Source organism: Streptomyces sp. NBC_00090 (assembly GCF_045160815.1).
Taxonomy (GTDB): Bacteria; Actinomycetota; Actinomycetes; order Streptomycetales; family Streptomycetaceae; genus Streptomyces.
In genome coordinates this window covers 2,604,185-2,627,387 of record NZ_CP108224.1, presented here as the reverse complement: position 1 = coordinate 2,627,387, position 23,203 = coordinate 2,604,185, and the positions used below count along the sequence as shown (strand labels likewise).

18 protein-coding genes are annotated in these 23,203 nt (G+C 70.6%); 10 read left to right on the top strand and 8 right to left on the bottom strand.

Features of this window, described 5'->3' with window-relative positions; translation table 11 throughout:
* Positions 1–55: 55 nt before the first annotated feature.
* Together OG361_RS11585 and OG361_RS11580 are read right to left on the bottom strand one after the other, a co-directional pair.
* Positions 56–883: a DUF4344 domain-containing metallopeptidase gene (locus OG361_RS11585; protein WP_405853241.1), complete on the bottom strand. Its 828-nt coding sequence runs from the start codon at positions 881–883 to the stop codon at positions 56–58.
* A 180-nt stretch (positions 884–1,063) separates the two neighbouring features.
* Positions 1,064–1,672 carry a TetR/AcrR family transcriptional regulator gene (locus OG361_RS11580; protein ID WP_405853240.1) on the bottom strand — a complete coding sequence of 203 codons (609 nt, stop codon included), beginning with the start codon at positions 1,670–1,672 and terminating at the stop codon, positions 1,064–1,066.
* Between the two features lie 150 nt (positions 1,673–1,822).
* Here OG361_RS11580 and OG361_RS11575 point away from each other — a divergent pair, with 150 nt between their 5' ends.
* The gene (locus tag OG361_RS11575; protein WP_405853239.1) at positions 1,823–3,394 is read left to right on the top strand and encodes an amidohydrolase; all 1,572 of its coding nucleotides are present in this window, start codon (positions 1,823–1,825) and stop codon (positions 3,392–3,394) included.
* 29 nt (positions 3,395–3,423) lie between these two features.
* Here OG361_RS11575 and OG361_RS11570 read toward each other — a convergent pair whose 3' ends face one another.
* Both OG361_RS11570 and OG361_RS11565 read right to left on the bottom strand, forming a co-directional pair.
* Complete coding sequence (locus tag OG361_RS11570) at positions 3,424–4,347, bottom strand: phosphatase PAP2 family protein (RefSeq protein ID WP_405853238.1); 924 nt, start codon at positions 4,345–4,347, stop codon at positions 3,424–3,426.
* 95 nt (positions 4,348–4,442) lie between these two features.
* The gene (locus OG361_RS11565; protein WP_405853237.1) at positions 4,443–5,465 is read right to left on the bottom strand and encodes a LacI family DNA-binding transcriptional regulator; all 1,023 of its coding nucleotides are present in this window, start codon (positions 5,463–5,465) and stop codon (positions 4,443–4,445) included.
* Positions 5,466–5,845: 380 nt separating this feature from the next.
* On the opposite strand from OG361_RS11565, the gene OG361_RS11560 reads away from it, so the two are divergent.
* From OG361_RS11560 to pulA, 7 genes are all read left to right on the top strand, one after another.
* Positions 5,846–7,123, top strand: coding sequence for an extracellular solute-binding protein (locus tag OG361_RS11560; protein WP_405853236.1), 1,278 nt, complete (start codon positions 5,846–5,848; stop codon positions 7,121–7,123).
* 50 nt (positions 7,124–7,173) lie between these two features.
* A complete protein-coding gene (locus OG361_RS11555) occupies positions 7,174–8,187 on the top strand; it encodes a carbohydrate ABC transporter permease (RefSeq protein WP_405853235.1) in 1,014 nt (337 codons plus the stop codon).
* Complete coding sequence (locus tag OG361_RS11550) at positions 8,184–9,056, top strand: sugar ABC transporter permease (protein ID WP_405853234.1); 873 nt, start codon at positions 8,184–8,186, stop codon at positions 9,054–9,056. The genes OG361_RS11555 and OG361_RS11550 overlap by 4 nt, the downstream gene beginning before the upstream one ends.
* 50 nt (positions 9,057–9,106) lie before the next feature.
* Positions 9,107–10,774 (top strand): glycoside hydrolase family 13 protein, encoded by a 1,668-nt coding sequence (locus OG361_RS11545; protein ID WP_405853233.1) that lies wholly within the window; start codon positions 9,107–9,109, stop codon positions 10,772–10,774.
* The gene (locus OG361_RS11540; RefSeq protein WP_405853232.1) at positions 10,762–11,841 is read left to right on the top strand and encodes a LacI family DNA-binding transcriptional regulator; all 1,080 of its coding nucleotides are present in this window, start codon (positions 10,762–10,764) and stop codon (positions 11,839–11,841) included. The genes OG361_RS11545 and OG361_RS11540 overlap by 13 nt, the downstream gene beginning before the upstream one ends.
* A gap of 134 nt (positions 11,842–11,975) precedes the next feature.
* Positions 11,976–13,688, top strand: a complete 1,713-nt coding sequence (locus tag OG361_RS11535; RefSeq protein ID WP_405853231.1) for a carbohydrate-binding module family 20 domain-containing protein — start codon at positions 11,976–11,978, stop codon at positions 13,686–13,688.
* An 88-nt stretch (positions 13,689–13,776) separates the two neighbouring features.
* Entirely contained in the window at positions 13,777–19,068 is a 5,292-nt protein-coding gene (pulA, locus tag OG361_RS11530) for a pullulanase-type alpha-1,6-glucosidase (protein WP_405853230.1), read from the top strand.
* 16 nt (positions 19,069–19,084) lie between these two features.
* On the opposite strand, the gene OG361_RS11525 is transcribed toward pulA, so the two are convergent.
* Positions 19,085–19,603, bottom strand: coding sequence for a GNAT family N-acetyltransferase (locus OG361_RS11525; RefSeq protein ID WP_384566171.1), 519 nt, complete (start codon positions 19,601–19,603; stop codon positions 19,085–19,087).
* Positions 19,604–19,669: 66 nt separating this feature from the next.
* On the opposite strand from OG361_RS11525, the gene OG361_RS11520 reads away from it, so the two are divergent.
* Positions 19,670–20,002, top strand: coding sequence for a 5-carboxymethyl-2-hydroxymuconate Delta-isomerase (locus tag OG361_RS11520; protein WP_405853229.1), 333 nt, complete (start codon positions 19,670–19,672; stop codon positions 20,000–20,002).
* Here OG361_RS11520 and OG361_RS11515 read toward each other — a convergent pair.
* Positions 19,987–20,718 carry a TetR/AcrR family transcriptional regulator gene (locus tag OG361_RS11515; protein ID WP_405853228.1) on the bottom strand — a complete coding sequence of 244 codons (732 nt, stop codon included), beginning with the start codon at positions 20,716–20,718 and terminating at the stop codon, positions 19,987–19,989. The two genes, OG361_RS11520 and OG361_RS11515, sit on opposite strands and share 16 nt — an antisense overlap.
* A gap of 179 nt (positions 20,719–20,897) precedes the next feature.
* On the opposite strand from OG361_RS11515, the gene OG361_RS11510 reads away from it, so the two are divergent.
* Entirely contained in the window at positions 20,898–21,209 is a 312-nt protein-coding gene (locus tag OG361_RS11510) for a hypothetical protein (protein WP_405862198.1), read from the top strand.
* 50 nt (positions 21,210–21,259) lie between these two features.
* On the opposite strand, the gene OG361_RS11505 is transcribed toward OG361_RS11510, so the two are convergent.
* Positions 21,260–22,312: a PDR/VanB family oxidoreductase gene (locus OG361_RS11505; protein WP_405853227.1), complete on the bottom strand. Its 1,053-nt coding sequence runs from the start codon at positions 22,310–22,312 to the stop codon at positions 21,260–21,262.
* Entirely contained in the window at positions 22,312–23,196 is an 885-nt protein-coding gene (locus OG361_RS11500) for a metal-dependent hydrolase (RefSeq protein WP_405853226.1), read from the bottom strand. Before OG361_RS11500 ends, OG361_RS11505 begins: the two co-directional genes overlap by 1 nt.
* Positions 23,197–23,203 lie beyond the last annotated feature (7 nt).

The window sequence follows — 23,203 nt, the reverse complement described above, 5'->3', positions numbered from 1 at the left end:
CGGTCCATGCGCCGACTCGGTCCCGGGCGGCCCCCCTTCAGGTGTCCCGGGGCCGTCACCCCTTCAGATAGGGGGCGAGCAGGGTGTTCCACGCCTTGGAGATCTTCTCGTACTCCTCGGGGCACTGGGCGGCCCGCTCCGCGGGCAGCGGCCCGTCAGGGTTGGTCTCGGTCTGTACGACGCCCTGGTACGCGCCCGGGTCGGAACCGTACAGCCAGCAGATGGCGTTGTAGTACCGCTGGGAGCTGAGCGAGTGCTCGCCGGCGGGCTGGTCCTCGAGGGCGCCCTGCTCCGTGGCGATGGCGAGGGCCTCCCAAGCCCGGATGGCGCTCACGGCGTACTCCTGGTGCAGGGAGTCGCCCGCGAGCATGAGGGTGGCGAGCTGGTCGGCCGCGTCCTCCTCCCGGCCGGTGGCCGGCAGGTCGTAGAGGTCGATCAGGGCGTGCCCGAGCTCGTGGAAGACCACGCTGTTGGAGATGCCGATGAGGTCGTCCTCGGTGGCCCGCGCCTGCTGGGCCTCGGTGCCGGCCGTGTTCAGTTGCTCGAAGACGCCCCGGTAGTACGCGGCCAGTTCGTAGCAGAAGCCGATGCCCTGGCTCTCGGGATCCCAGAAGGCGTTGGCCTCGCCGCAGCTCAGGGCGATCAGGGGCACGTCGTGCGGCAGCCCGATCAGGGCGTTCGTGTGGGCGGCGGAGCTCTCCAGGACCTCGTTCAGCTGGAGGAAGCGCTGCTCCGTCAGGTCCTGCGCGGTCGCGGCGTCCCCGTACTCCACGACGAGAAGTCCCGGGCCCGGCACGGCCGGTGCGGCGGTCGCGGTGGACGCGCCGACCGACAGCACGGCCGCGGCGGCCAGGGCGGCGGCCCATCTCCGGTGGAATCGCATCTGCGCCTCCTGCCGCGGGGTCACGGCACACAACGGTCCGCTTCGAGGGCACTCGTCTCCTCGCGCCGGGGAGGGAGTCGAGGGTGGCCGACCCGAGGCCGTACAGCCTCAGGATAGGCCCGCCCACCTGTGCGGGCACGCGCACGCCGTGGCGGTGGCCACGGGCGTCGGGCGCGGTGGCTACGGGGCGTCGAGCAGTGTCCGGACGTGCGCCAGGTACCCCGTGAGCGCCAGCTCGAAGGCCTGGTCCGCGCGGCCCTCGGGGACCGCGCCGAGCGCGCGCGCGAGTCGGGGGGTGGCCGTCTCGTCGGCGAGTTCCCACATCGCCTCGGGGGCCGCCAGGTCGAGCGCCGAGCCGAGGACCAGGTTCTCCAGGGCGATGATGACGGGCATGACGTCCGGCAGGGCGAAGCCCGCGTCGAGCAGCCGGCCGACGGCCTTCTCGTACTGGAGCAGGACCTTCGGCGCGCGGACCGGTGAGGTGGTGAGCAGCGGGATCGCGCGCGGGTGGGCGGCGAAGGCGGAGCGGTAGGAGCGGGCCCAGGCGGTCAGGGCAGCGTCCCAGGGCGTCTCGTCGAGGGTGTCGCCGTCGATGCCGGCGGCCACCCGTTCGCGGAGGAGTTCCACGATCCCGTCCCGGCCGTCCACGTGGTGGTAGACGGAGGCCGTCTGCACGCCGAGGCGCTTCGCGATCTGCGGGACGCTGAACTCGCCCTGTTCGTCGACGATGTCGAGCGCCGTGGTGGCGATGCGATCCCGGTCGAGGAGGGGTCTGCGAGGCCGGCCCATGAATCGTCACTCCCTGTTCAGGTCTTCCCGAATCGTCGAACGCGAGGCTACATTGCGCAAACCGAAAGCCTTTAGGTTTCCATCTGCGCCGGCGGTCTCCATCTACGCCGGCTTCGCCGCCGAACCGCCCACCGAAGGAGCAGAACCGTCGTGTCCGCACCCGACCTCGTCCTCGTCAACGCCCGCGTCCGCGACCCCGAGCTCACCGGCGCCACCGCCGTCGCCGTCCATGACGGAGTGATCACCGCCCTCGGCGACGACACCGACGCCCGCGCCTGGGCCGGAACCGGCACCGAGACCGTCGACCTGGCCGGCGCCACCCTCACCCCCGGCCTCACCGACGCCCACAGCCACCCCGTGTGGGGGCTCGAGATGTTCACCGGCACCGACCTGTCAGGCGTCACCGACCTCGAAGGGCTCCGTGCCGCCCTCCGGAACGCCGAGCGCCGCGACGGCTGGATCCTCGGCTTCGGCCTCGACCACAACGTCTTCGGCGGCCGCCCCGTCCACCGCGAGCTGATCGAGGACGTCCTCGCCGGCGCCCCCGCCCACCTGCGCCTGTACGACGGACACTCCGCGCTGGTCAGCGAGGCCGCCCTCAGGGCCGCCGCCATCGACGGGCCCCGCGCCTTCACCCAGCGCTCCGAGATCGTCTGCGACGCCGACGGACGCCCCACCGGGCATCTGGTCGAGCACGCCGCCATGGACCTGCTGACCCCGTTCCTGCCCGCCCAGCCCTTCGCCGAGCGCAGCGACCGGCTCGTGGAGCTGCTCACCGCCATGGCCGCGACCGGTCTCACCGGCGCCCACGTCATGGACCTCGGCGGCCACGACGTACCCGCACTGCTCACGGCCCTGGAGGAGGACGGCGAGCTGCCGCTGCGTCTGCGCCTCGCCCCCTGGTGCATGCCCGGCGCCACCGACGAGGAGCTGGACGGGTTCGTCCGGCTCCAGGAGCGGGCCGGACGTCTGTGGGCGATCGGCGGCGTCAAGTTCTTCATGGACGGCACCGTCGAGGGCGGCACCGCCTGGCTGGAGCACGCCGACTGCCACGGCCAGGGCACCGACGCCTTCTGGCCCGACCCGGCCGCCTACTCCGCCGCCGTACGCCACCTCCACCGCGCCGGGGTCGGCACCGCCACCCACGCCATCGGCGACGCCGCCGTCCGGCACGTCCTGGACACCGTGGAAGCCCTCGGTACGGGCGGTCCCCGCCACCGGATCGAGCACATCGAGACCGTCCCCGACGACCAGCTCGGCCGCTTCGCCGCGCTCGGTGTCGTCGCCTCCATGCAGCCGCCGCACACCGCGTACACCCGCGCCGACCACACCGACGAGTGGTCCAAGCGGCTCGGCGAGGAGCGGGCGGCCCGGGCCTGGCGCTGCCGCGACCTGCGGGAGGCCGGGGCGCACCTCGCGCTCGGCTCGGACTGGCCCATCGCCCACCACGACGCCCGGCAGGTCCTCGCCACCGCGCGGGCCCCGCGCGGCGCGGCCTCGGCCCGGCACGGGCTCACCGGCCTGATGGCCCTGGAGGGGATGACCACGCACGCGGCGCTCGCGGCGGGGGAGGAGGCGGTCGCGGGCCGGATCGCCCCGGGCTACCGGGCCGACCTCACGGCCTTCACCGTGGACCCGGTGGAGGCCCCGGCGGACGAGGTCGAGCAGGCCCCGATCCGGCTCACCGTCGCCGGCGGCCGGATCACGTACCGACAGGCGTGACCGGCAGGGTCACCAACTGCCCGGCAGGGTCACCTGCGGGAGCCGACAGGACGCTCCGCGTCCGGCTCCTGCTCCGCGTCCGGTTCCCGGTCCGCGTCCTTCGACGGGCGCGGACCGCCCCGGGCCACGGTCACGGAGGGTTCCACCAGCTTCGGCAGCCGGTGCGGCCGGGAGCCGTACCAGAAGTACGAGACGAGGAAGCCGAAGGCCAGGCAGATCATGCCGCCGACCGCGTCCAGCCAGAAGTGGTTGGCGGTCGCGACGATCACGACGAGGGTGAACGTCGGGTAGAGCAGGCCCAGGATCTTCGCCCAGGGCGCCTTCGCCAGGAGGAAGATCGTCACGCCGCACCAGAGCGACCAGCCGATGTGCATCGACGGCATCGCCGCGTACTGGTTCGACACGTGCTTGAGGTTGCCCGAGGCCATCGAGCCCCAGGTCTCGTGGACGAGGACCGTGTCGATGAAGTTCTGGCTGGTCATGAGCCGCGGCGGCGCGAGCGGGTACAGGTAGTAACCGACCAGTGCCACACCGGTGGTGGAGAACAGCACGGTACGGAACGCCCCGTAACGGCCCGGATGCCAGCGGTAAAGCCACACGAGCACACCGATGGTCACGATGAAGTGCAGCGTGGCGTAGTAGTAGTTCATCGAGACGATCAGCCAGGTCACCGAATTCACGGCGTGGTTGACGGCGTGCTCGAAGGCGAGGCCGAGGGACTGCTCGGTCTCCCAGATCCAGTCGGCGTTCTTGAAGGCCTGGGCCTTCTGCTCCGGCACCGCGTTGCGGATGAGCGAGTACGTCCAGTAGCTCACCGCGATCAGCACGATCTCGAACCAGATCGTGGGGCGCCGCGGGGCGCGCGCACGGAGGCGTGCCAACCTGCCGTCGACCACGGTGGGTGACGACGGGGTCGTCCGGTCGTCCAAACTCTTCACGGTCGTTTCACCCATAGGCAGAGAGTTTGCCAGATCCCGTCCCCCCGACCGATCATCCCTCGGTCGGGTTCCCGGCGCACCCGGTCCCCCTCAAGAAGGACGCCTCTCCCTCAGGAAGGGGAGGGGGCCGACGCGGTGGAACCGCGAACGACCAGCTCAGGCATGAAGACGAACTCGGAGTGCGGGGCCGGGGTGCCCCCGACCTCTTCGAGGAGCGCGCGGACCGCGGCCTGTCCCATCGCCTGCACGGGCTGGCGGATCGTGGTCAGCGGCGGATCCGTGAAGGCTATGAGCGGGGAGTCGTCGAAGCCGACGACGGAGACGTCCCGGGGCACGTCGAGCCCCTGCTGGCGGGCCGCCCTGATCGCGCCGAGCGCCATCATGTCGCTCGCGCACACGACCGCCGTGCAGCCGCGGGAGATCAGCGCGCCGGCCGCCGCCTGGCCGCCCTCCAGGGTGTAGAGGGAGTGCTGGATCAGCGCCTCGGACTCCTCGGGGCCGAGGCCGAAGCGCTCCTCCATGCCCTTCTGGAAGCCCTCGATCTTGCGGAGCACCGGGACGAAGCGCTTGGGGCCGACGGCGAGCCCGATCCGGGTGTGGCCGAGCGCGGCCAGGTGCGTCACCGCGAGCCGCATCGCCGCCCGGTCGTCGGGCGACACGAAGGGCGCCTGGACCTTGGGGGAGAAGCCGTTGAGGAGGACGTACGGGACGCCCTTGCCGCGCAGCTGGTCGTAGCGCGTCATGTCGGCGGTGGTGTCGGCGTGCAGACCGGAGACGAAGATGATGCCGGCCACCCCCCGCTCCACCAGCATGTCGGTGAGCTCGTCCTCGGTGGACCCGCCGGGGGTCTGGGTGGCGAGGACCGGCGTGTACCCCTGCCGGGTCAGGGCCTGCCCGATGACCTGCGCGAGCGCGGGGAAGATCGGGTTGTCCAGCTCGGGGGTGATGAGACCGACGAGCCCGGCGCTGCGCTGCCGCAGTCGTACGGGCCGCTCGTAGCCGAGCACGTCGAGTGCGGCAAGAACGGATTCACGGGTGGCGGTGGCCACACCGGGCTTGCCGTTGAGCACGCGGCTGACTGTGGCTTCACTGACCCCCGCCTGGGCTGCGATGTCGGCAAGCCGCGCGGTCATGAGGATGGACTGTACCGGTCACAGCGCGTATTGCCCACCGAACGCCCATAGCGGCCGGATCCGCAAGGCGGCGCAGAAGGTTTTGAGGCATTCCGCAAGGTCTTGCAAGGCTTGCGGAGATGGTCGCGTGGGGCGTGGCGGGCGCCTTGGGGCCGTTCTGGCCGGAAGAGGCCTGCTCTGGGCGGTGTCAACAGACCCTTCGGCAACCTTAGGGACACGCGGATGTAACGATCCCCGGGTCTTGCAGAAATTTCACGCAAGGTCTTTCGGCGAGTTTTCATCCCTGTTACGTTCCTGCCAACCCGGAGCGCCGCGAGGGAGCGGTCGCAATGAGGAAGGTTCCAGCCCCTCGTCTCCCCGGGATCACTGAAGGAGTTCACATGCGGCGTGGCATAGCGGCCACCGCGCTGGTCGCGGCCCTGGGCGTGACCCTGGCGGCGTGCGGTAGTGACAGCGGTTCGAACGGCGGCGGCTCGAAGAGCTCCGGCGAGCTCTCCGGCACCGTGACCTGGTGGGACACCTCCACGGTCGGCTCCGAGGACAAGGTCTTCAAGAAGGTCGCCGAGGACTTCAAGAAGAAGCACCCCAAGGTCACCGTCAAGTACGTCAACGTGCCCTTCGGTGAGGCGCAGAACAAGTTCAAGAACGCCGCTCAGTCCGGCTCCGGCGCGCCCGACGTCATCCGCTCCGAGGTCGCCTGGACCCCCGAGTTCGCGGACCTCGGCTACCTCGCCCCCCTCGACGGCACCCCCGCCCTCAAGGACGCGGACGACTTCCTGAAGCAGGCCTCGGCCTCCACCCACTACAAGGGCAAGACCTACGGCGTCCCGCAGGTCATCGACTCCATGGGCATCTTCTACAACAAGAAGATCTTCAAGGAGGCCGGCGTCGAGGTCCCCAAGACCATCGACGAGCTCAAGACCGTCTCCGCCAAGATCAAGCAGAAGACCGGCAAGACCGGCCTGTACCTGCGCGGCGACGACGCGTACTGGTTCCTCTCCTTCCTGTACGGCGAGGGCGGCAACCTCGTCGACGCCGAGAAGAAGACGATCACCGTCGACAACCCGGCCGGTGTGAAGGGCTTCAAGGTCGTCAAGGACCTGGTGGACTCCGGCGCGGCCAAGACCGACGCGACCGACGGCTGGAACAACATGCAGACCGCCTTCAAGGAAGGCAAGGTCGCCATGATGATCAACGGCCCGTGGGCCGTCGCCGACACCTACGCCGGCAAGGAGTTCACGGACAAGGCCAACCTGGGCATCGCCCCGGTCCCGGCCGGTTCCGCCGGCCAGGGCGCCCCGCAGGGCGGTCACAACCTCGCCGTCTACGCGGGCTCCAAGAACCTCGACGCCTCCTACGCCTTCGCCGAGTACATGACCTCGGCCGAGACCCAGGCGACGGTCGCGAAGGAGCTCAGCCTCCTCCCGACCCGTGAGTCCGTCTACATCAAGTCGGACGTCGCGACCAACGAGATGATCACCTTCTTCAAGCCGGTCGTCGACAAGGCCGTCGAGCGCCCCTGGATCCCGGAGACCGGCAGCCTCTTCGCGCCGCTCGTCACCGAGTACACCAAGGTCCTCACCGGCCAGACCAGCCCCGACGCGGGCGCCAAGGCGACGGGTGACGCCTACCGCAAGCTTCTGAAGGACTGGAAGTAGCAGGAAAACGCAGGAAAGACGCAGGAAGAAGAAGGAAGGCAGGCCGGCTGATGGCTGTGGACACCCCCAGCCAGTCGGTGGCGAAGGCCGCGGGCGACAGTGTCGCCCGCGGCCGGAGCCGCGGAACTGGTAAGTCCCGGCGCGCTGCGAAGCGCTCACTCTCCACCCACTGGTACGCCTGGGCGATGGTCGCCCCGGTGACCGTCGTGATCGCCGTGATCATCGGCTACCCGCTGATCCGCGGCATCTACCTGTCGCTGACCGACGCCAACGAGCGCAACGTCGCGCGGTCCATCGGCGTCAACGAGATCCCGGCCACCTACGAGTTCGTCGGCCTGGACAACTACGCCGACGCGCTCACGGGCAGTCAGTTCCTCTCCACCCTGGGCTGGACGCTGGTGTGGACGGTGTCCTGCGTCTCGCTGACCTTCGCCCTCGGTCTCGCCCTCGCCAACATCCTCAACCGCAAGATCGCCGGCCGCTCCTTCTACCGGCTGCTGCTGATCCTGCCCTGGGCCGTGCCCGGCTTCGTCTCCGTCTTCGCCTGGCGCTTCCTCTACAACCAGGACAACGGACTGCTCAACAAGGTCCTCGCCGGCGGCGGCATAGACGCCGTCCCGTGGCTCAACGACCCCATGTGGGCCAAGATCTCCGTCATCGCGACGAACGTCTGGCTCGGCGTCCCGTTCATGATGGTCGCCCTCCTCGGCGGACTCCAGTCCATCCCCGGCGAGATGTACGAGGCCGCCGAGATGGACGGCGCCAACGCCTGGCAGCGCTTCCGGCACATCACCATGCCCGGGCTCCGCTCGGTCTCGACGACGGTGATCCTGCTCTCCACCATCTGGACCTTCAACATGTTCCCGGTGATCTTCCTGCTCACCCGGGGCGGGCCCGGCGAGGCCACCCAGATCCTCGTCACCCAGGCCTACAAGTTCTCCTTCGAGGTCAGTCCGCGCGACTTCGCCCAGTCGTCCACCTGGGGCGTCCTCATCCTGGTCCTCCTGATGCTCTTCGCCGCGGTCTACCGGCGAGTCCTCCGCAAGCAGGGAGAAGTCTGGTGACCACCACGACCCCCAACCCCCAGACCGTGACCAACGCCCCGCTGCGCGGCCGCCGCTCGCCGCTCGCCTCGGTCGCCCTGCACGTCACCCTGATCCTGGCCTCCGTGATCGCCGTCTTCCCGGTGCTGTGGGTCCTGCTGACCTCGCTCAAGCCCGCCAAGTTCGCGATCACCACGGACTTCTTCAAGGAGACGACGCTCGAGAACTACACGAACCTGCTGCGGGACACCCCGTTCCTCACCTGGTTCGCCAACTCGCTGCTCGTCGCCGGTCTCACCACCGTCGTCGGCGTCTTCATCGCCGCCACCACGGGCTACGCCGTCAGCCGCTTCCGCTTCCCCGGCAAGCGCGGACTGATGTGGACCCTGCTCATCACGCAGATGTTCCCGGTCGCCGTCCTCATCGTGCCGATCTACAACATCATGTCGTCGATGGGCCTGCTCAACGAGCCGGCCGGCCTGGTCATCACCTACCTGACCATCGCCGTCCCGTTCTGCGCCTGGATGATGAAGGGCTTCTTCGACACCATCCCGCGCGAGATCGACGAGTCCGGCTACGTCGACGGACTCACCCCGTTCGGCACCTTCTGGCGGCTCATCCTGCCGCTCGCCAAGCCGGGCATCGCGGTGACGGCCTTCTACTCCTTCATCACCGCCTGGGGCGAGGTCGCCTACGCCTCCGCCTTCATGGTCGGCGACGAGAACCTGACGCTCGCCGGCGGACTCCAGAAGTTCGTCAACCAGTACGGCGCCCAGTGGGGCCCGATGGCCGCGGCCTCCGTGCTCATCGCCGTCCCCGCCGCCCTGGTGTTCCTCTTCGCCCAGCGGCACCTGGTCACCGGCATGTCCGCCGGTGCCGTCAAGGGCTGACGGCCCTGAGCAAGCCTCCTGTACGCATCTCCTTACCTCCCAGGGAAGACATGACCCAGCATCTCGCCACCCCGGCCGACGCCCCCACCACCGGCACGCACACGGGCTGGTGGAGAGACGCGGTGATCTACCAGGTCTACCCGCGCAGCTTCGCCGACGGCAACGGCGACGGCATGGGCGACCTGGAGGGTGTCCGCGGCCGGCTGCCGTACCTCAAGGAACTCGGCGTCGACGCCGTCTGGCTCTCCCCGTTCTACGCCTCGCCGCAGGCCGACGCCGGCTACGACGTCGCCGACTACCGGGCCATCGACCCGATGTTCGGCTCGCTCCTCGACGCCGACGCGATGATCCGGGAGGCCCACGACCTGGGGCTCCGGATCATCGTCGACCTCGTCCCCAACCACTCCTCCGACCAGCACGAGTGGTTCCAGCGCGCGCTGCGCGAGGGCCCCGGGTCGCCGCTGCGCGAGCGCTACCACTTCCGCCCCGGCAAGGGCGAGGACGGCGAACTGCCGCCCAACGACTGGGAGTCCATCTTCGGCGGCCCCGCCTGGACCCGCACAGTGGACGCGGACGGCACCCCCGGTGAGTGGTACCTCCACCTCTTCGCCCCGGAGCAGCCCGACTTCAACTGGGAGCACCCGGCCGTACGCGACGAGTTCCGCTCCATCCTGCGCTTCTGGCTCGACATGGGCGTCGACGGCTTCCGCGTCGACGTCGCCCACGGCCTCGTCAAGGCCGAGGGCCTGCCCGACATCGGCGCCCACGACCAGCTGAAGCTGCTCGGCAACGACGTCATGCCCTTCTTCGACCAGGACGGCGTCCACGAGATCTACCGCTCCTGGCGGCAGGTGCTCTCCGAGTACGACGGCGAGCGCGTCCTCGTCGCCGAGGCGTGGACCCCGACCGTGGACCGCACCGCGAACTACGTGCGCCCCGACGAGATGCACCAGGCCTTCAACTTCCAGTACCTGGGCACCCACTGGGACGCGGCCGAGCTGCGCCGGGTCATCGACGAGTCGCTGGCCGCGATGCGCCCGGTCGGCGCCCCCACCACGTGGGTGCTCTCCAACCACGACGTCACCCGGCACGCCACCCGCTTCGCCAACCCGGCGGGCCTCGGCACGCAGCTGCGCGAGGCCGGCGACCGCGAGCTCGGCCTGCGCCGGGCCCGGGCCGCGACCCTGCTGATGCTGGCCCTGCCCGGTTCGGCCTACGTCTACCAGGGCGAGGAGCTCGGCCTGCCGGACGTCACCGACCTGCCCGACGAGGTCCGTCAGGACCCGTCCTTCTGGCGGGCCAGCGGCCAGGACGGCTTCCGCGACGGCTGCCGGGTGCCGATCCCGTGGGCCGTCGAGGGCTCCTCGTACGGCTTCGGCGACGGCGGCTCCTGGCTGCCGCAGCCGGCCGGCTGGGGCGGGCTGAGCGTCGAGGCACAGACCGGCGACCCCGGTTCCACCCTGGAGCTGTACCGCAGCGCGCTCGCCGTGCGCCGCGAGCGACCCGAACTCGGTGCGGGCGAGTCCCTGGAGTGGCTGGAGGCGCCCGAGGGCGTCCTGGCCTTCCGGCGCGACGGTTTCGTCTGCACCGCCAACACCACCGGCCGGGCCATCTCCGTCCCGCTGCCCGGCCGGTTCCTCCTCTCCAGCGGGGAGGTCCGGATCGTCGACGACGAGATCGAACTCCCCGCGGACACCACCGTCTGGTGGGCGGTGTGACGATTCCCCTGCCGCGGGGCGCCGGGAACGGCGCTCCGCGGCTCGCGGACATCGCGGCCCAGTCCGGGGTCAGCGAGGCCACCGTCAGCCGTGTCCTCAACGGCAAGGCGGGGGTGGCCGGAGCGACCCGGCACAAGGTGCTCGCCGCGCTCGACGTGCTCGGCTACGAGCGTCCCGTACGGCTCAAACGCCGCAGCGCGGGCCTCGTCGGGCTCGTCGTGCCGGAGCTGATCAACCCGATCTTCCCGGCCTTCGCGCAGGTCGTCGAGCAGGTCCTCGCCGGCTACGGCTACACCCCGGTCCTCTGTACGCAGATGCCCGGCGGCGCGACCGAGGACGAGCTCGTCGAACAGCTCGTGGAGCGCGGGGTGGCCGGCATCGTCTTCCTCTCCGGGCTGCACGCGGACGCCACCGCCGACCCGGCCCGCTACGCGCGCCTCGCCGCCCGCGGCGTGCCGTTCGTCCTCATCAACGGCTACAACGAGAACATCGACGCCAACTTCGTCTCCCCGGACGACCGTGCCGCGGCCCGCATGGCCGTGCGGCACCTGGTCGAGCTGGGCCACGAACGGATCGGGCTCGCCATCGGCCCCACCCGGTACGTGCCCTCGCGCCGCAAGGCCGAGGGCTTCACCGCCGAGCTGTACGAGTCCCTCGGCATCGAGCGGGCCGAGGCCGAACGGTTCATCAGGCCCACGCTGTTCGGCGTCGAGGGCGGCCACGCGGCGGCCGACATCCTGCTCCGCGAGGGGTGCACGGGCATCGTCTGCGCCTCCGACCTGATGGCGCTCGGTGTGATCCGGGCCGTCCGCGCCCGGGGCCTCGACGTGCCCGGGGACGTATCCGTGGTCGGCTTCGACGACTCGCCCCTGATCGCCTTCACGAGCCCGCCGCTCTCCACCGTGCGCCAGCCGGTGCAGGCGATGGCGACGGCGGCGGTCGGCGCGCTCCTGGAGGAGATCGAGGGGAACCCCGTGCAGCGCACGGAGTTCGTCTTCCAGCCGGAGCTGGTGGTCCGCGGCTCCACTGCGCAGCCGCCCGGCAGGGTCCCGCAAGCCCTTTCGTAACAACTTGCGTTGTGGGGTCAGGAGGGGCGTCCGGAGGGTTGACCGGGCGTCGGGGCACTCGTACGGTCACGGCTGAAAACAGTTGCTGATACTTTCGGCAACTTCTTGCGACAGTGAAGTCAGCAGGAGGAATCATGGCCAGAAAGACCGTGGCAGCTGCACTCGCCCTCGTGGCGGGAGCCGCTGTGGCCGTCACGGGCAACGCCCCGGCGCAGGCCGGACCGCCCGGCGAGAAGGACGTCACCGCGGTGATGTTCGAATGGAACTTCGCCTCGGTGGCCCGCGAGTGCACCGACCGCCTCGGCCCCGCCGGATACGGATACGTCCAGGTCTCCCCGCCCCAGGAACACCTCCAGGGCGGCCAGTGGTGGACCTCGTACCAGCCGGTCAGCTACAAGATCGCCGGACGTCTCGGCGACCGCACCGCCTTCAAGAACATGATCGACACCTGCCACGCGGCCGGCGTCAAGGTCGTGGCCGACTCCGTCATCAACCACATGGCGAACGGATCCGGCACGGGAACGGGCGGGACCCCGTTCTCCAAGTACGACTACCCGGGCCTCTACTCCGGCTCCGACATGGACGACTGCCGCTCCTCGATCTCCAACTACCAGGACCGCGGCAACGTCCAGAACTGCGAACTGGTCCAGCTCCCCGACCTCGACACGGGTGAGGAGTACGTCCGAGGCAAGATAGCGGGCTACCTCAACGACCTGATCTCGCTCGGCGTCGACGGCCTCCGCATCGACGCCGCCAAGCACATGCCGGCCGCCGACCTGGCCAACATCAAGTCCCGGCTCTCCAACCCCAACGTCTTCTGGAAGCTGGAGGCCATCCACGGCGCCGGCGAGGCCGTCTCCCCGAGCGAGTACCTCGGCAGCGGAGACGTCCAGGAGTTCCGCTACGCCCGCGACCTCAAGCGCATCGTCCAGGGCGAGAAGCTCTCCTACCTGAAGAACTTCGGCGAGGCCTGGGGCTACATGCCCTCCGGCCAGTCCGGCGTCTTCGTCGACAACCACGACACCGAGCGCGGGGGCGACACCCTCAGCTACAAGGACGGCGCGAACTACACCCTCGCCTCCGTCTTCATGCTCGCCTGGCCCTACGGATCCCCCGACGTCCACTCCGGCTACGAGTGGACCGACAAGGACGCCGGACCGCCCAACGGCGGCCAGGTGAACGCCTGCTACAGCGACGGCTGGAAGTGCCAGCACGCCTGGCGCGAGATCTCCTCCATGGTCGGCTTCCGCAACGCGGCGCGCGGCCAGTCCGTCACCGGCTGGTGGGACAACGGCAACAACGCGATCGCGTTCGGCCGCGGCTCCAAGGCCTACGTGGCGATCAACCACGAGTCCTCGGCGCTCACCCGCACCTTCCAGACCCAGCTCGCCCCGGGCGCCTACTGCGACGTCCAGTCGAACACCGCCGTGACGGTGAACTCGTCCGGCCAGTTCACGGCCACCCTCGCGGCGAACACCGCGGTGGCCCTGCACGTGAACGCCACCGGCTGCGGCGGCACCACCCCGACCACGCCGCCGACGACCCCGCCCGCCACCTCGGGCGCGTCCTTCAACGTGAACGCCACCACGGTCACAGGCCAGAACATCTACGTCACCGGCAGCCGCGCCGAGCTCGGCAACTGGGCCCCGGCCTCCGCCCTCAAGCTCGACCCGGCCACGTACCCCGTCTGGAAGCTGACCGTCGGCCTGCCCGCCGGAACGTCCTTCGAGTACAAGTACATCCGCAAGGACGCCGCCGGAAACGTCACCTGGGAGTCCGGTGCCAACCGCACCGCGACCGTCCCCGCCTCGGGCCAGATCGTCCTGAACGACACCTTCCGCAGCTGAGGCTCTCTTCCTTCCAGGGCCGCCCCCACCCGGGGCGGCCCTCCCACCCGTACCCCCGTACCCCGTCCCTCCTCCAGGGAGCACCCCTGTGACACCCAAGAGAACTGCGGTGGCGCTGGCCGCCGCCCTGTGCGCGGCCCTCGTGCCCGCCGTCCCCGCGGCCGCAGTGCCCCGGCCCCCCGCCCCGCCCTCGGACCGGGCGCTCGCGGCCCAGCCCGCGCGCCAGGACCTCACCCGTGAGCAGTTCTACTTCGTCCTGCCGGACCGTTTCGCCAACGGTGACGCCTCCAACGACCGCGGCGGTCTCACCGGCAGCCGTACGCAGACCGGCTTCGACCCCACCGACAAGGGCTTCTACCAGGGCGGCGACCTCAAGGGCCTGACCCAGCGGCTCGACTACATCAAGGGCCTCGGGACCACCGCCATCTGGATGGCCCCGATCTTCAAGAACCGGCCCGTGCAGGGCGTCGGCAAGGACGCCTCCGCCGGCTACCACGGCTACTGGATCACCGACTTCACCCAGGTCGACCCGCACTTCGGGACCAACGACGACCTGAAGAAGCTGATCGCCGCCGCCCACGCCAAGGGCATGAAGGTCTTCTTCGACGTCATCACCAACCACACCGCCGACACCGTCGACTACGCCGAGAAGAAGTACGGCTACCGCCCCAAGGGCGCCTACCCGTACCTCGACAAGGACGGCCGCCCCTTCGACGACCGCGCCGCGATCGGCGGGGTCGACGCCGACTCGTTCGCGTACACCCCCGTCGAGAAGGCGAACACCAAGGTCCCGGCCTGGCTCAACGACCCGACGATGTACCACAACCGGGGCGACTCCACCTGGGCCGGCGAGTCCGCCGAGTACGGCGACTTCGTCGGCCTCGACGACCTGTGGACCGAGCGCCCCGAGGTCGTCGACGGCATGAGGAAGATCTACGAGAAGTGGGTCCGCGACTTCGACATCGACGGCTTCCGCATCGACACCGTCAAACACGTCGACCTCGACTTCTGGACCCAGTGGGCCACCGCCCTCGACGCGTACGCCAAGAAGCAGGGCCGCGAGGACTTCTTCATGTTCGGCGAGGTCTACTCCGCCGACACCACCGTCACCGCCCCCTACGTCACCCGCGGCCGCCTCGACGCCACCCTCGACTTCCCCTTCCAGGACGCGGCCCGCGCCTTCGCCTCCCAGGGCGCCGGCGCCGACCGCCTCGCCAGGGTCTTCGCCGACGACTACCGCTACACCACCGACAAGGCCAACGCCTACGAGCAGGTCACCTTCCTCGGCAACCACGACATGGGCCGCTTCGGCGCCTTCCTCAAGCAGGACAACCCGAACGCCTCCGACGCCGAACTCCTCCGCCGGGCCCGGCTCGCCAACGAGCTGATGTTCCTCTCCCGCGGCAACCCGGTGATCTACTCCGGCGACGAGCAGGGCTTCACCGGCGCCGGCGGCGACAAGGACGCCCGCCAGCCCCTCTTCGCCGCCCAGGCAGCCGACTACCTCGACGACGACCAGCTCGGCACCGACCGCACCCACGCCACCGACGCGTACGACACGAAGCACCCCGTCTACACGTCCGTCGCCGAACTCTCCCGCCTGACCAAGGCCCACCCGGCCCTCCGCGACGGCGTCCAGCAGGAGCGGTACGCCGAGGGCTCCGTCTACGCCTTCTCCCGCACCGACGCGAAGACGCGGACCGAGTACCTCGTCGCCACCAACAGCGCCACCACCGAGAAGACCGTCACCGTCCCGGTCGACTCGGCGACCTTCCGCGCCCTGTACGGGGGTCAGGGCACGGTCGCGGCCACGGACGGCAAGGTCACCGTCACCGTCCCGGCCCTCTCCTCCCTGGTCCTCAAGGCCGACCGCGCGATCCCCGCCCCGGCCGTGAAGCCGTCCGTCAGCCTCAAGGCCCCGGCCGCCGGAGCCACCGGCACCGTCGAGCTCACCGCCGACGTCACCGGCGGCGGCCTCAACCGCGTCGTCTTCGCCGCCCAGACCGGCAACGGCCCCTGGCAGGTCCTCGGCACCGCCGACCACGCCCCCTACAAGGTCACCCAGCACGTGACCGCCGCCGCCGGCACCGCCCTGCGTTACAAGGCCGTCGCCGTCGACAGCACGGGCCGCACCGCGAGCGCCACCGCCACCACCACCGCCGGACAGGTCCCCGCGCCCGAGAAGCCGGTCGCCGTCGAGCGGACGTACGCCGTCGTCCACTACAAGCGCGAGGACGGGAACTACGACGGCTGGACCCTGAAGGGCGCCGACCAGGAAGCCGCCTTCACCGGCCGCGACGCCCACGGCGCCTTCGCCTGGGTCAAGGTCCCCGAAGGCGCCTCCACCGTCACGTACACCGTCGAGAAGGACGGCACCGCCGACGGCCCGCAGCGCAGCATCACCCTCGGCCGCACCGGCGAGGTCTGGATCACGCAGGGCCAGGACGGCCAGTCCGACACGAACCCGGCACCGGCCCCGCAGGACAAGACCAAGGCCGTCATCCACTACCAGCGGCCCGACGGCAACTACGACGGCTGGGGCCTCCACACCTGGACCGGCGCCGCCCAGCCCACCGACTGGTCCAGGCCGCTCATGCCGGTCCGCGTCGACGCGTACGGCGCCGTCTACGAGGTGCCCCTCACCGAGGGCGCGAGCTCCCTCTCGTACATCCTCCACAAGGGCGACGAGAAGGACCTCCCCACCGACCAGTCCCTCGACCTCGCCACCTACGGCCACGAGATCTGGACGCTCTCCGGACAGCAGAAGTACCTGCTCCCGACCGTCGGCGGCGCCCCGAACCTCGACCTCACCAAGGCCGAGGCCCAGTGGATCGACCGGAACACCGTCGTCTGGAAGGTGAAGACCACCGACGCCACCAGCCAGCAGCTGGTGTACGCGAAGGACGGCGGGATCACCGTCACCGACGGGGCCCTCAACAGCGAGGGCCAGTGGCTCCGGCTCAACCCGGCCGCACTCACCGACGCCCAGAAGGCCACGTACCCGCACCTCAAGGAGTACCCGGCCTTCACCCTCGACCCGCGCGACGCCGACCGCGTCCGCGCCTCCCTGCGCGGCCAGCTCATCGCCACCCAGCGCGCCGCCAACGGCGCCCTGCTCGCCGCCACCGGCGTCCAGACCGCCGGCGTCCTCGACGACCTGTACGCGAAGAAGGCCACCGGCGCCGCCCTCGGCCCGGTCTTCCGCGACGGCCGCCCCACCCTCTCCCTCTGGGCCCCCACCGCCGAGTCGGTCGCCCTCGAACTCGACGGCCGGACCGTGCCCATGCGGCGCGACGACAGCTCCGGCGTCTGGTCCGTCACAGGCCCGAAGTCCTGGACCGGCAAGCCGTACCGCTACGTGGTGAAGGTCTGGGCCCCCAGCGTCCAGAAGGTCGTCACCAACAAGGTCACCGACCCCTACTCCACCGCCCTCACCACCGACTCCGCCCGCAGCCTCGCCGTCGACCTCACCGACACCCGGCTCGCACCCAAGGGCTGGACGTCCCTGAAGAAGCCCGCCGCCGTACCGCTGCGGGACGCCCAGATCCAGGAGCTCCACATCCGCGACTTCTCGATCGCGGACCCCACGGCGAAGGCCGACCACAAGGGCACCTACCTCGCCTTCACCGACAAGGACAGCAAGGGCTCCCAGCACCTGAAGGCGCTCGCCGCCTCCGGCACCTCCTACGTCCACCTCCTCCCGGCCTTCGACATCGGCACCATCCCCGAGAAGAAGTCCGAACAGACCACCCCCGCCTGCGACCTGAAGATCTACGCCCCCGACTCCGAGGAGCAGCAGGCCTGCGTCGCCGCCGCCGCGGCCAAGGACGCGTACAACTGGGGCTACGACCCGCTGCACTACACCGTCCCCGAGGGCTCCTACGCCACCGACCCCGAAGGCACCCGCCGCACGGTCGAGTTCCGGCAGATGGTCCAGGCCCTCAACGGCAACGGCCTGCGCACCGTCATGGACGTCGTCTACAACCACACCGTCGCCGCCGGACAGTCCGACAAGTCCGTCCTCGACAGGATCGTGCCCGGCTACTACCAGCGCCTCCAGGCCGACGGCACCGTCGCCACCTCCACCTGCTGCGCCAACACCGCGCCCGAGAACGCCATGATGGGCAAGCTCGTCGTCGACTCGGTCGTCACCTGGGCACGCGACTACAAGGTCGACGGCTTCCGCTTCGACCTCATGGGCCACCACCCGAAGGAGAACATCCTCGCGGTGCGCGAGGCCCTCGACGCCCTGACCGTCGAGAAGGACGGCGTCGACGGCAAGAAGATCGTCCTCTACGGCGAGGGCTGGAACTTCGGCGAGATCGCCGACGACTCCCGCTTCGTCCAGGCCACCCAGAAGAACATGGCCGGAACGGGCATCGCCACCTTCTCCGACCGCGCCCGCGACGCCGTCCGCGGCGGCGGCCCCTTCGACGAGGACCCCGGCGTCCAGGGCTTCGCCTCCGGACTCTTCACCGACCCCAACGCCTCCACCGCCAACGGCACCCCGGAGCAGCAGAAGGCCCGACTCCTCCACTACCAGGACCTGATCAAGGTCGGCCTCACCGGCAACCTCGCCTCGTACACCTTCACCGACACCTCCGGGCGCACGGTCAAGGGCTCCGAGGTCGACTACAACGGAGCCCCGGCCGGCTACGCCGCCGCCCCGGGCGACGCCCTCGCCTACGCCGACGCCCACGACAACGAGACCCTGTACGACGCGCTGGCCTTCAAGCTCCCGGCCGGCACGTCGGCCACGGACCGCGCCCGCATGCAGGTCCTCGCCATGGCGACGGCCACCCTCTCGCAGGGCCCGGCGCTCTCCCAGGCGGGCTCAGACCTGCTGCGCTCCAAGTCCCTGGACCGCAACTCCTACGACAGCGGCGACTGGTTCAACGCCATCCACTGGGACTGCCGCGACGGCAACGGCTTCGGCCGCGGCCTGCCGCCGGCCCCCGACAACAAGGCCAAGTGGTCCCACGGCAAGCCGCTGCTCGTGAACCCGGCCCTGACGGTCGGCTGCGAGCAGATCGACGGAGCCTCCGCCGCCTACCGCGACCTGCAGAAGATCCGCACCACCGAGCCGGTGTTCTCACTGGCCACGGCCGGCCGGGTCCAGTCCGCCCTGTCGTTCCCGCTCTCCGGCACCGAGGAGACCCCGGGCGTCATCACCATGCGCCTCGGCGAACTGGTCGTCGTCCTCAACGCGACCCCGCAGGAGCGCACGCAGAAGGTCGCCGACCTGGCGGGCCAGGGATACGCACTCCACCCGGTCCAGGCGAACGGCTCGGACACCGTGGTGAAGTCCTCCTCCTACGAGGCCGGTTCGGGCACCTTCACGGTCCCGGCCCGGACGGTGGCGGTCTTCAAGGCCCACTGACGGTCCGGCGCGACGCTCACGGCCGGGCGACCGCCCGCTCCAGGAGCGTGACCCCGTACCGCGTGCCGTCGGCGGCGAGCTTTCCCGGCTCCTCGCCGACGACCCGGTAGCCCGCGGCTTCGTAGTACGTACGGAGCCGCGGGTTGCCCGACACGCAGTCGAGGCGGGCGACCGCCCGCCCACCGGCCGCGATCCGCTCCTCCGCGTGGGCCAGCAGCGCCCGCCCCGTCCCGGCGGGCGCCGACTCCCGGTCCGTCATCAGCCGGTGGACATAGCCGGCGACCGGGGGCTGGGGCCCCCAGGCCTGCTCGTCCTCCCACCACAGCTCGTACGCGCCGACCGCCCGGCCCCCGTCGAGGGCCAGCCACACCTCACCGGCGGCGATGCGCCCCCGGAAGTGCTCCGCGCCCTTCCCGCCCGGCTTCCACTGGTCGATCCCGTTCCGCACCATCCAGTCGGCCGCCCCGTCGAACAGCCCCACCAGAAGGTCCAGATCCCGGTCGTCCGCCTGTCGGAAGGTCACTTGTGTCGTCATGGCGATCACCGTAAAGGTGTGGCCAGACATCCGACATCCGTATTCCTCTGGCCGGGAGTGACCCTCATGCCGCAGATCACCGTGGACTACTCCGCGCCCCTCGACCGGCGCGGCTTCGCACTCGCCCTGCACCCGCTCGTCGTCGAGACCGTGGACACCAAGCTCGACTCCTGCAAGACCCGCTTCCGAGAGGTCGAGGAGACCGTCGTCGGAGACGGCTCGACCGAGGACGTCGTCGTGCACGTCGAGATCGCCCTGCTCTCCGGCCGCACAGACGACGTCAAGGCACGGCTCTCGGAGTCCGTCCTCGACCTGCTGCCGAAGTACCTCACGTCGGCGGAGGGCGTCCGCCTCTCCGTCGAGATCCGCGACCTCGAATCGTCCTACCGCAAGCGCTGATCGGGAACGACGGGCGCGGCCCCGACCGGGGGGACGAGGGAGACGAGCCGGGCGACCAGGTCCCCGAACGGGCCGTCGGCCGGCTCGTCGGCCAGGATGCCGACGAGGATCTCCGCCATCTCCGGGTCGTAGGCGGCGCTCACCGCGGCCAGCGCCGCGAAGTCGTGCACGAGCTGCAACTCCAGCTCCGCGCGCGGGACCCGGCGGCCGTCCAGCCAGAGCAGGGCCGTCGACTCGGCGAGCGACACCCAGGAGCGCACGACCAGTTCGAGCCGCGCCGAGGGCCTGTCGACCTCCAGATGGGCCAGGATCTGCTCGTAGGCGGCCTGCCGCACCTCGTCGATCATCGCGTTCGTCGTGGAGGAGCCCACCGCGGGCCCACCCCGCATGAGCGCGGCGAAACCCGGGCCGTGCTCGTCCACGAAGTCGAAGAACCGGCCCATCACCCGCAGCAGCCGCGCCCCCAGCGGCCCCTGCGGCGGCTCCACGAACCGGGCCGCCAACTCGTCGGCGGCCCGCCGCAGCGCCGCCTCGTAGAGGCTCTGCTTGCCGGGGAAGTAGTGGTAGACCAGCGGTCGGGAGATCCCCGCGGCCGCGGCGATCTCGTCGATGGACACCTCGTCGGGAGAGCGGTGGCTGAAGAGTTCGAGGGCAACCCCGATCAGCTGCTGCTTGCGCTCCTCGACGCCCATCCTGCGGCGTACCCCGGTCGTCATACGAACAGCCTAACCGGGTCCGTTAGGCTCCTACGGCGTAGTAGGCTGAGTATCTGCTTCCAGCAGCGGTCAGGGCTTGGCCGTCCTGCGCGACTTCGGTCCCAAGGGAGAAGCCCCCCGTTCGCGAGGGGGGAGGAGTCACGAGCGCTTCCGACCAGGAAGCAGCTAAGGCCGACGAGATCGAAGAGGCCGAACAGATCGACGAGATCGACGAGATACCCGAGGTCTCCACCTCGGGTCTCACCCCCAAGCAGGCGCGGCGGCTTCGCGTCGCCGCCGCGTCCGTCCTGCTCGTCGCGCTCGCCGTGGTCCTGGTGGTCCGCCTCGCGAGCCGGACGTCCGTCCTGGTCGTCGGCGTGTACGGGCTCGCGATGATCCTCTGCGGCGTCGTGATCGAACTCTCCCGCAACGGCCGTACGCGACTGGCCACCTGGCTCCTGGTGGGCGGCCTGCTCGCCGCCCTCGCCTTCGACTGGCTGATCCTGCCGTGACCCCGCCGTAGGGCCTGTCCGGCGGATCAGGGCCGGACAGGCCCTAGCGGCTACAGGTCGAGGACGAGCCGCTTCCCCGCGCAGCGCGAGACGCAGATCAGCATCGAGTCGTCCCGCTCCGCATCGGTGAGCAGCTCGTCCCGGTGGTCGATCTCCCCCTCCAGGACCCGCTGTTGACAGGTCCCGCAGAAGCCCTGTTGGCAGGAGTACGTGATCCCGGGGAGCTCCTCGCGGACCGCCGCCAGCACCGACTGGTCGGCCGCCACCGTCAACGTACGCCCGGAACGCCGCAGTTCCACCTCGAAGGCGGAGCCGCCGGCCGCCGCGGCCGCCGAGAAGCGCTCCAGGCGCGGCGCCCGGCCCTCCGGCATCGCCGCGCCCACCGCGTCCATCAGGCCGTCGGGGCCGCAGCAGTACACGGCCGTCTCGACGGGCACGTGCGCGAGGAAGTCCAGCTCGGGGAAGCCGGATTCGTCCTCGGCGACGACCGTCACGCGGTCGCCGCCCACCCGTTCGGCCTCGGCCAGGTACGGCATCGTGGCCCGGCTCCGCCCGCAGTACACGAGCCGCCAGTCCGCCCCGGCCGCCTCCGCGGCACGCACCATCGGCAGGACCGGGGTGATGCCGATGCCGCCGGCGACGAAGACGTAGGCGGGGGCGTCGACCAGCGGGAAGCGGTTGCGCGGCCCCCGGATCTCGACCTCCGTGCCCTCGTGGAGCTGCTCGTGCACCTCGCGCGAGCCGCCCCGGCCATCCTCGATCAGGCGGGTCGCGACGGTGTACGTACCGGTGTCGGCCGGATCGCCGCAGAGCGAGTACTGCCGCACGAGCCCGGAGGGCAGCACCAGGTCGACATGGGCACCCGGCTGCCAGGACGGCAACCCGGCACCCTCCAGGCGCAGTTCGACGACCCCGTCGGCCGGGGTGGAGCGCCCGGTCACGAGGACCTTGCGGGGGACCGTACTGCCCCGGCCGTAACCGGACACGGGCACGTCGAGGGCGGGCATCGGCCACAGCGGGGCCGTGGACATCCGGCCGCGCACGGCACGGCGGACGAGCAGAGCGGCCCCGGCGACGAGGGCGACGGTGGTCAACCGGGGCATCAGTGGCCTCCGTTGGCGCCGGGGGAGGACGCGAGATAGGCCAGCGCCTGCGCGGTGTCACCCTCCTGGGAGGGGTGGTAGGCGCGGCTCAGGTAGCGGGGTACGGAGCGCAGCATGTCCGGGGTGGAGGGCAGCACGCCCTGCCGGCCCTTGCGGAAGAACTGGCCGAAGGAGGCCTTGCCGTCGAGGAGGCTCGGGTCGTTCTCCATGAAGAAGCGGGCGCCCCGCTGCCAGAGGAAGAGGAGCGTGGAGAAGGCGAGCGCCCAGGTGCGGGCGCGGCGCCGGTAGCCGCCGTCGAGGTGCATGAAGAGCTCGAAGGCGACCGAGCGGTGCTCGACCTCCTCGGCCCCGTGCCAGCGCAGCAGATCGAGCATGACGGGGTCGGCGCCGCGCCGGTCGAGCTCCTCGGCGTTGAGGATCCAGTTGCCGAGGAAGGCGGTGTAGTGCTCGATGGCGGCGATCATCGCGACCCGCTCCATCAGCCACCAGCGGCGCGGCCGGCCGGGCGGCAGGGTCCGGTCCCCGAGGAGCTTCTCGAAGAACCAGTCGACCTGCGCGGTGTACGGGGTGGGGTCGAGGCCCAGCTTCCTCAGATGGGGGAGGACGTCGTCGTGGGCCTGGGAGTGGATCGCCTCCTGGCCGATGAAGCCGATGACGTCCTCGCGCAGCCGGTCGTCGGTGATGTACGGCAGCGCCTGCTTGTAGACGTGCACGAACCAGCGTTCGCCCGCCGGGAGCAGCAGGTGAAGCACGTTGATCGTGTGCGTGGTGAAGGGGTCGCCGGGAACCCAGTGGAGCGGGGTCTCCTCCCAGTCGAAGGAGACCTTGCGGGCCTTGAGCTCGACGTGTTCCGACGCCACCGGGGCAGGCTGCGTATTAGACATGACGTCA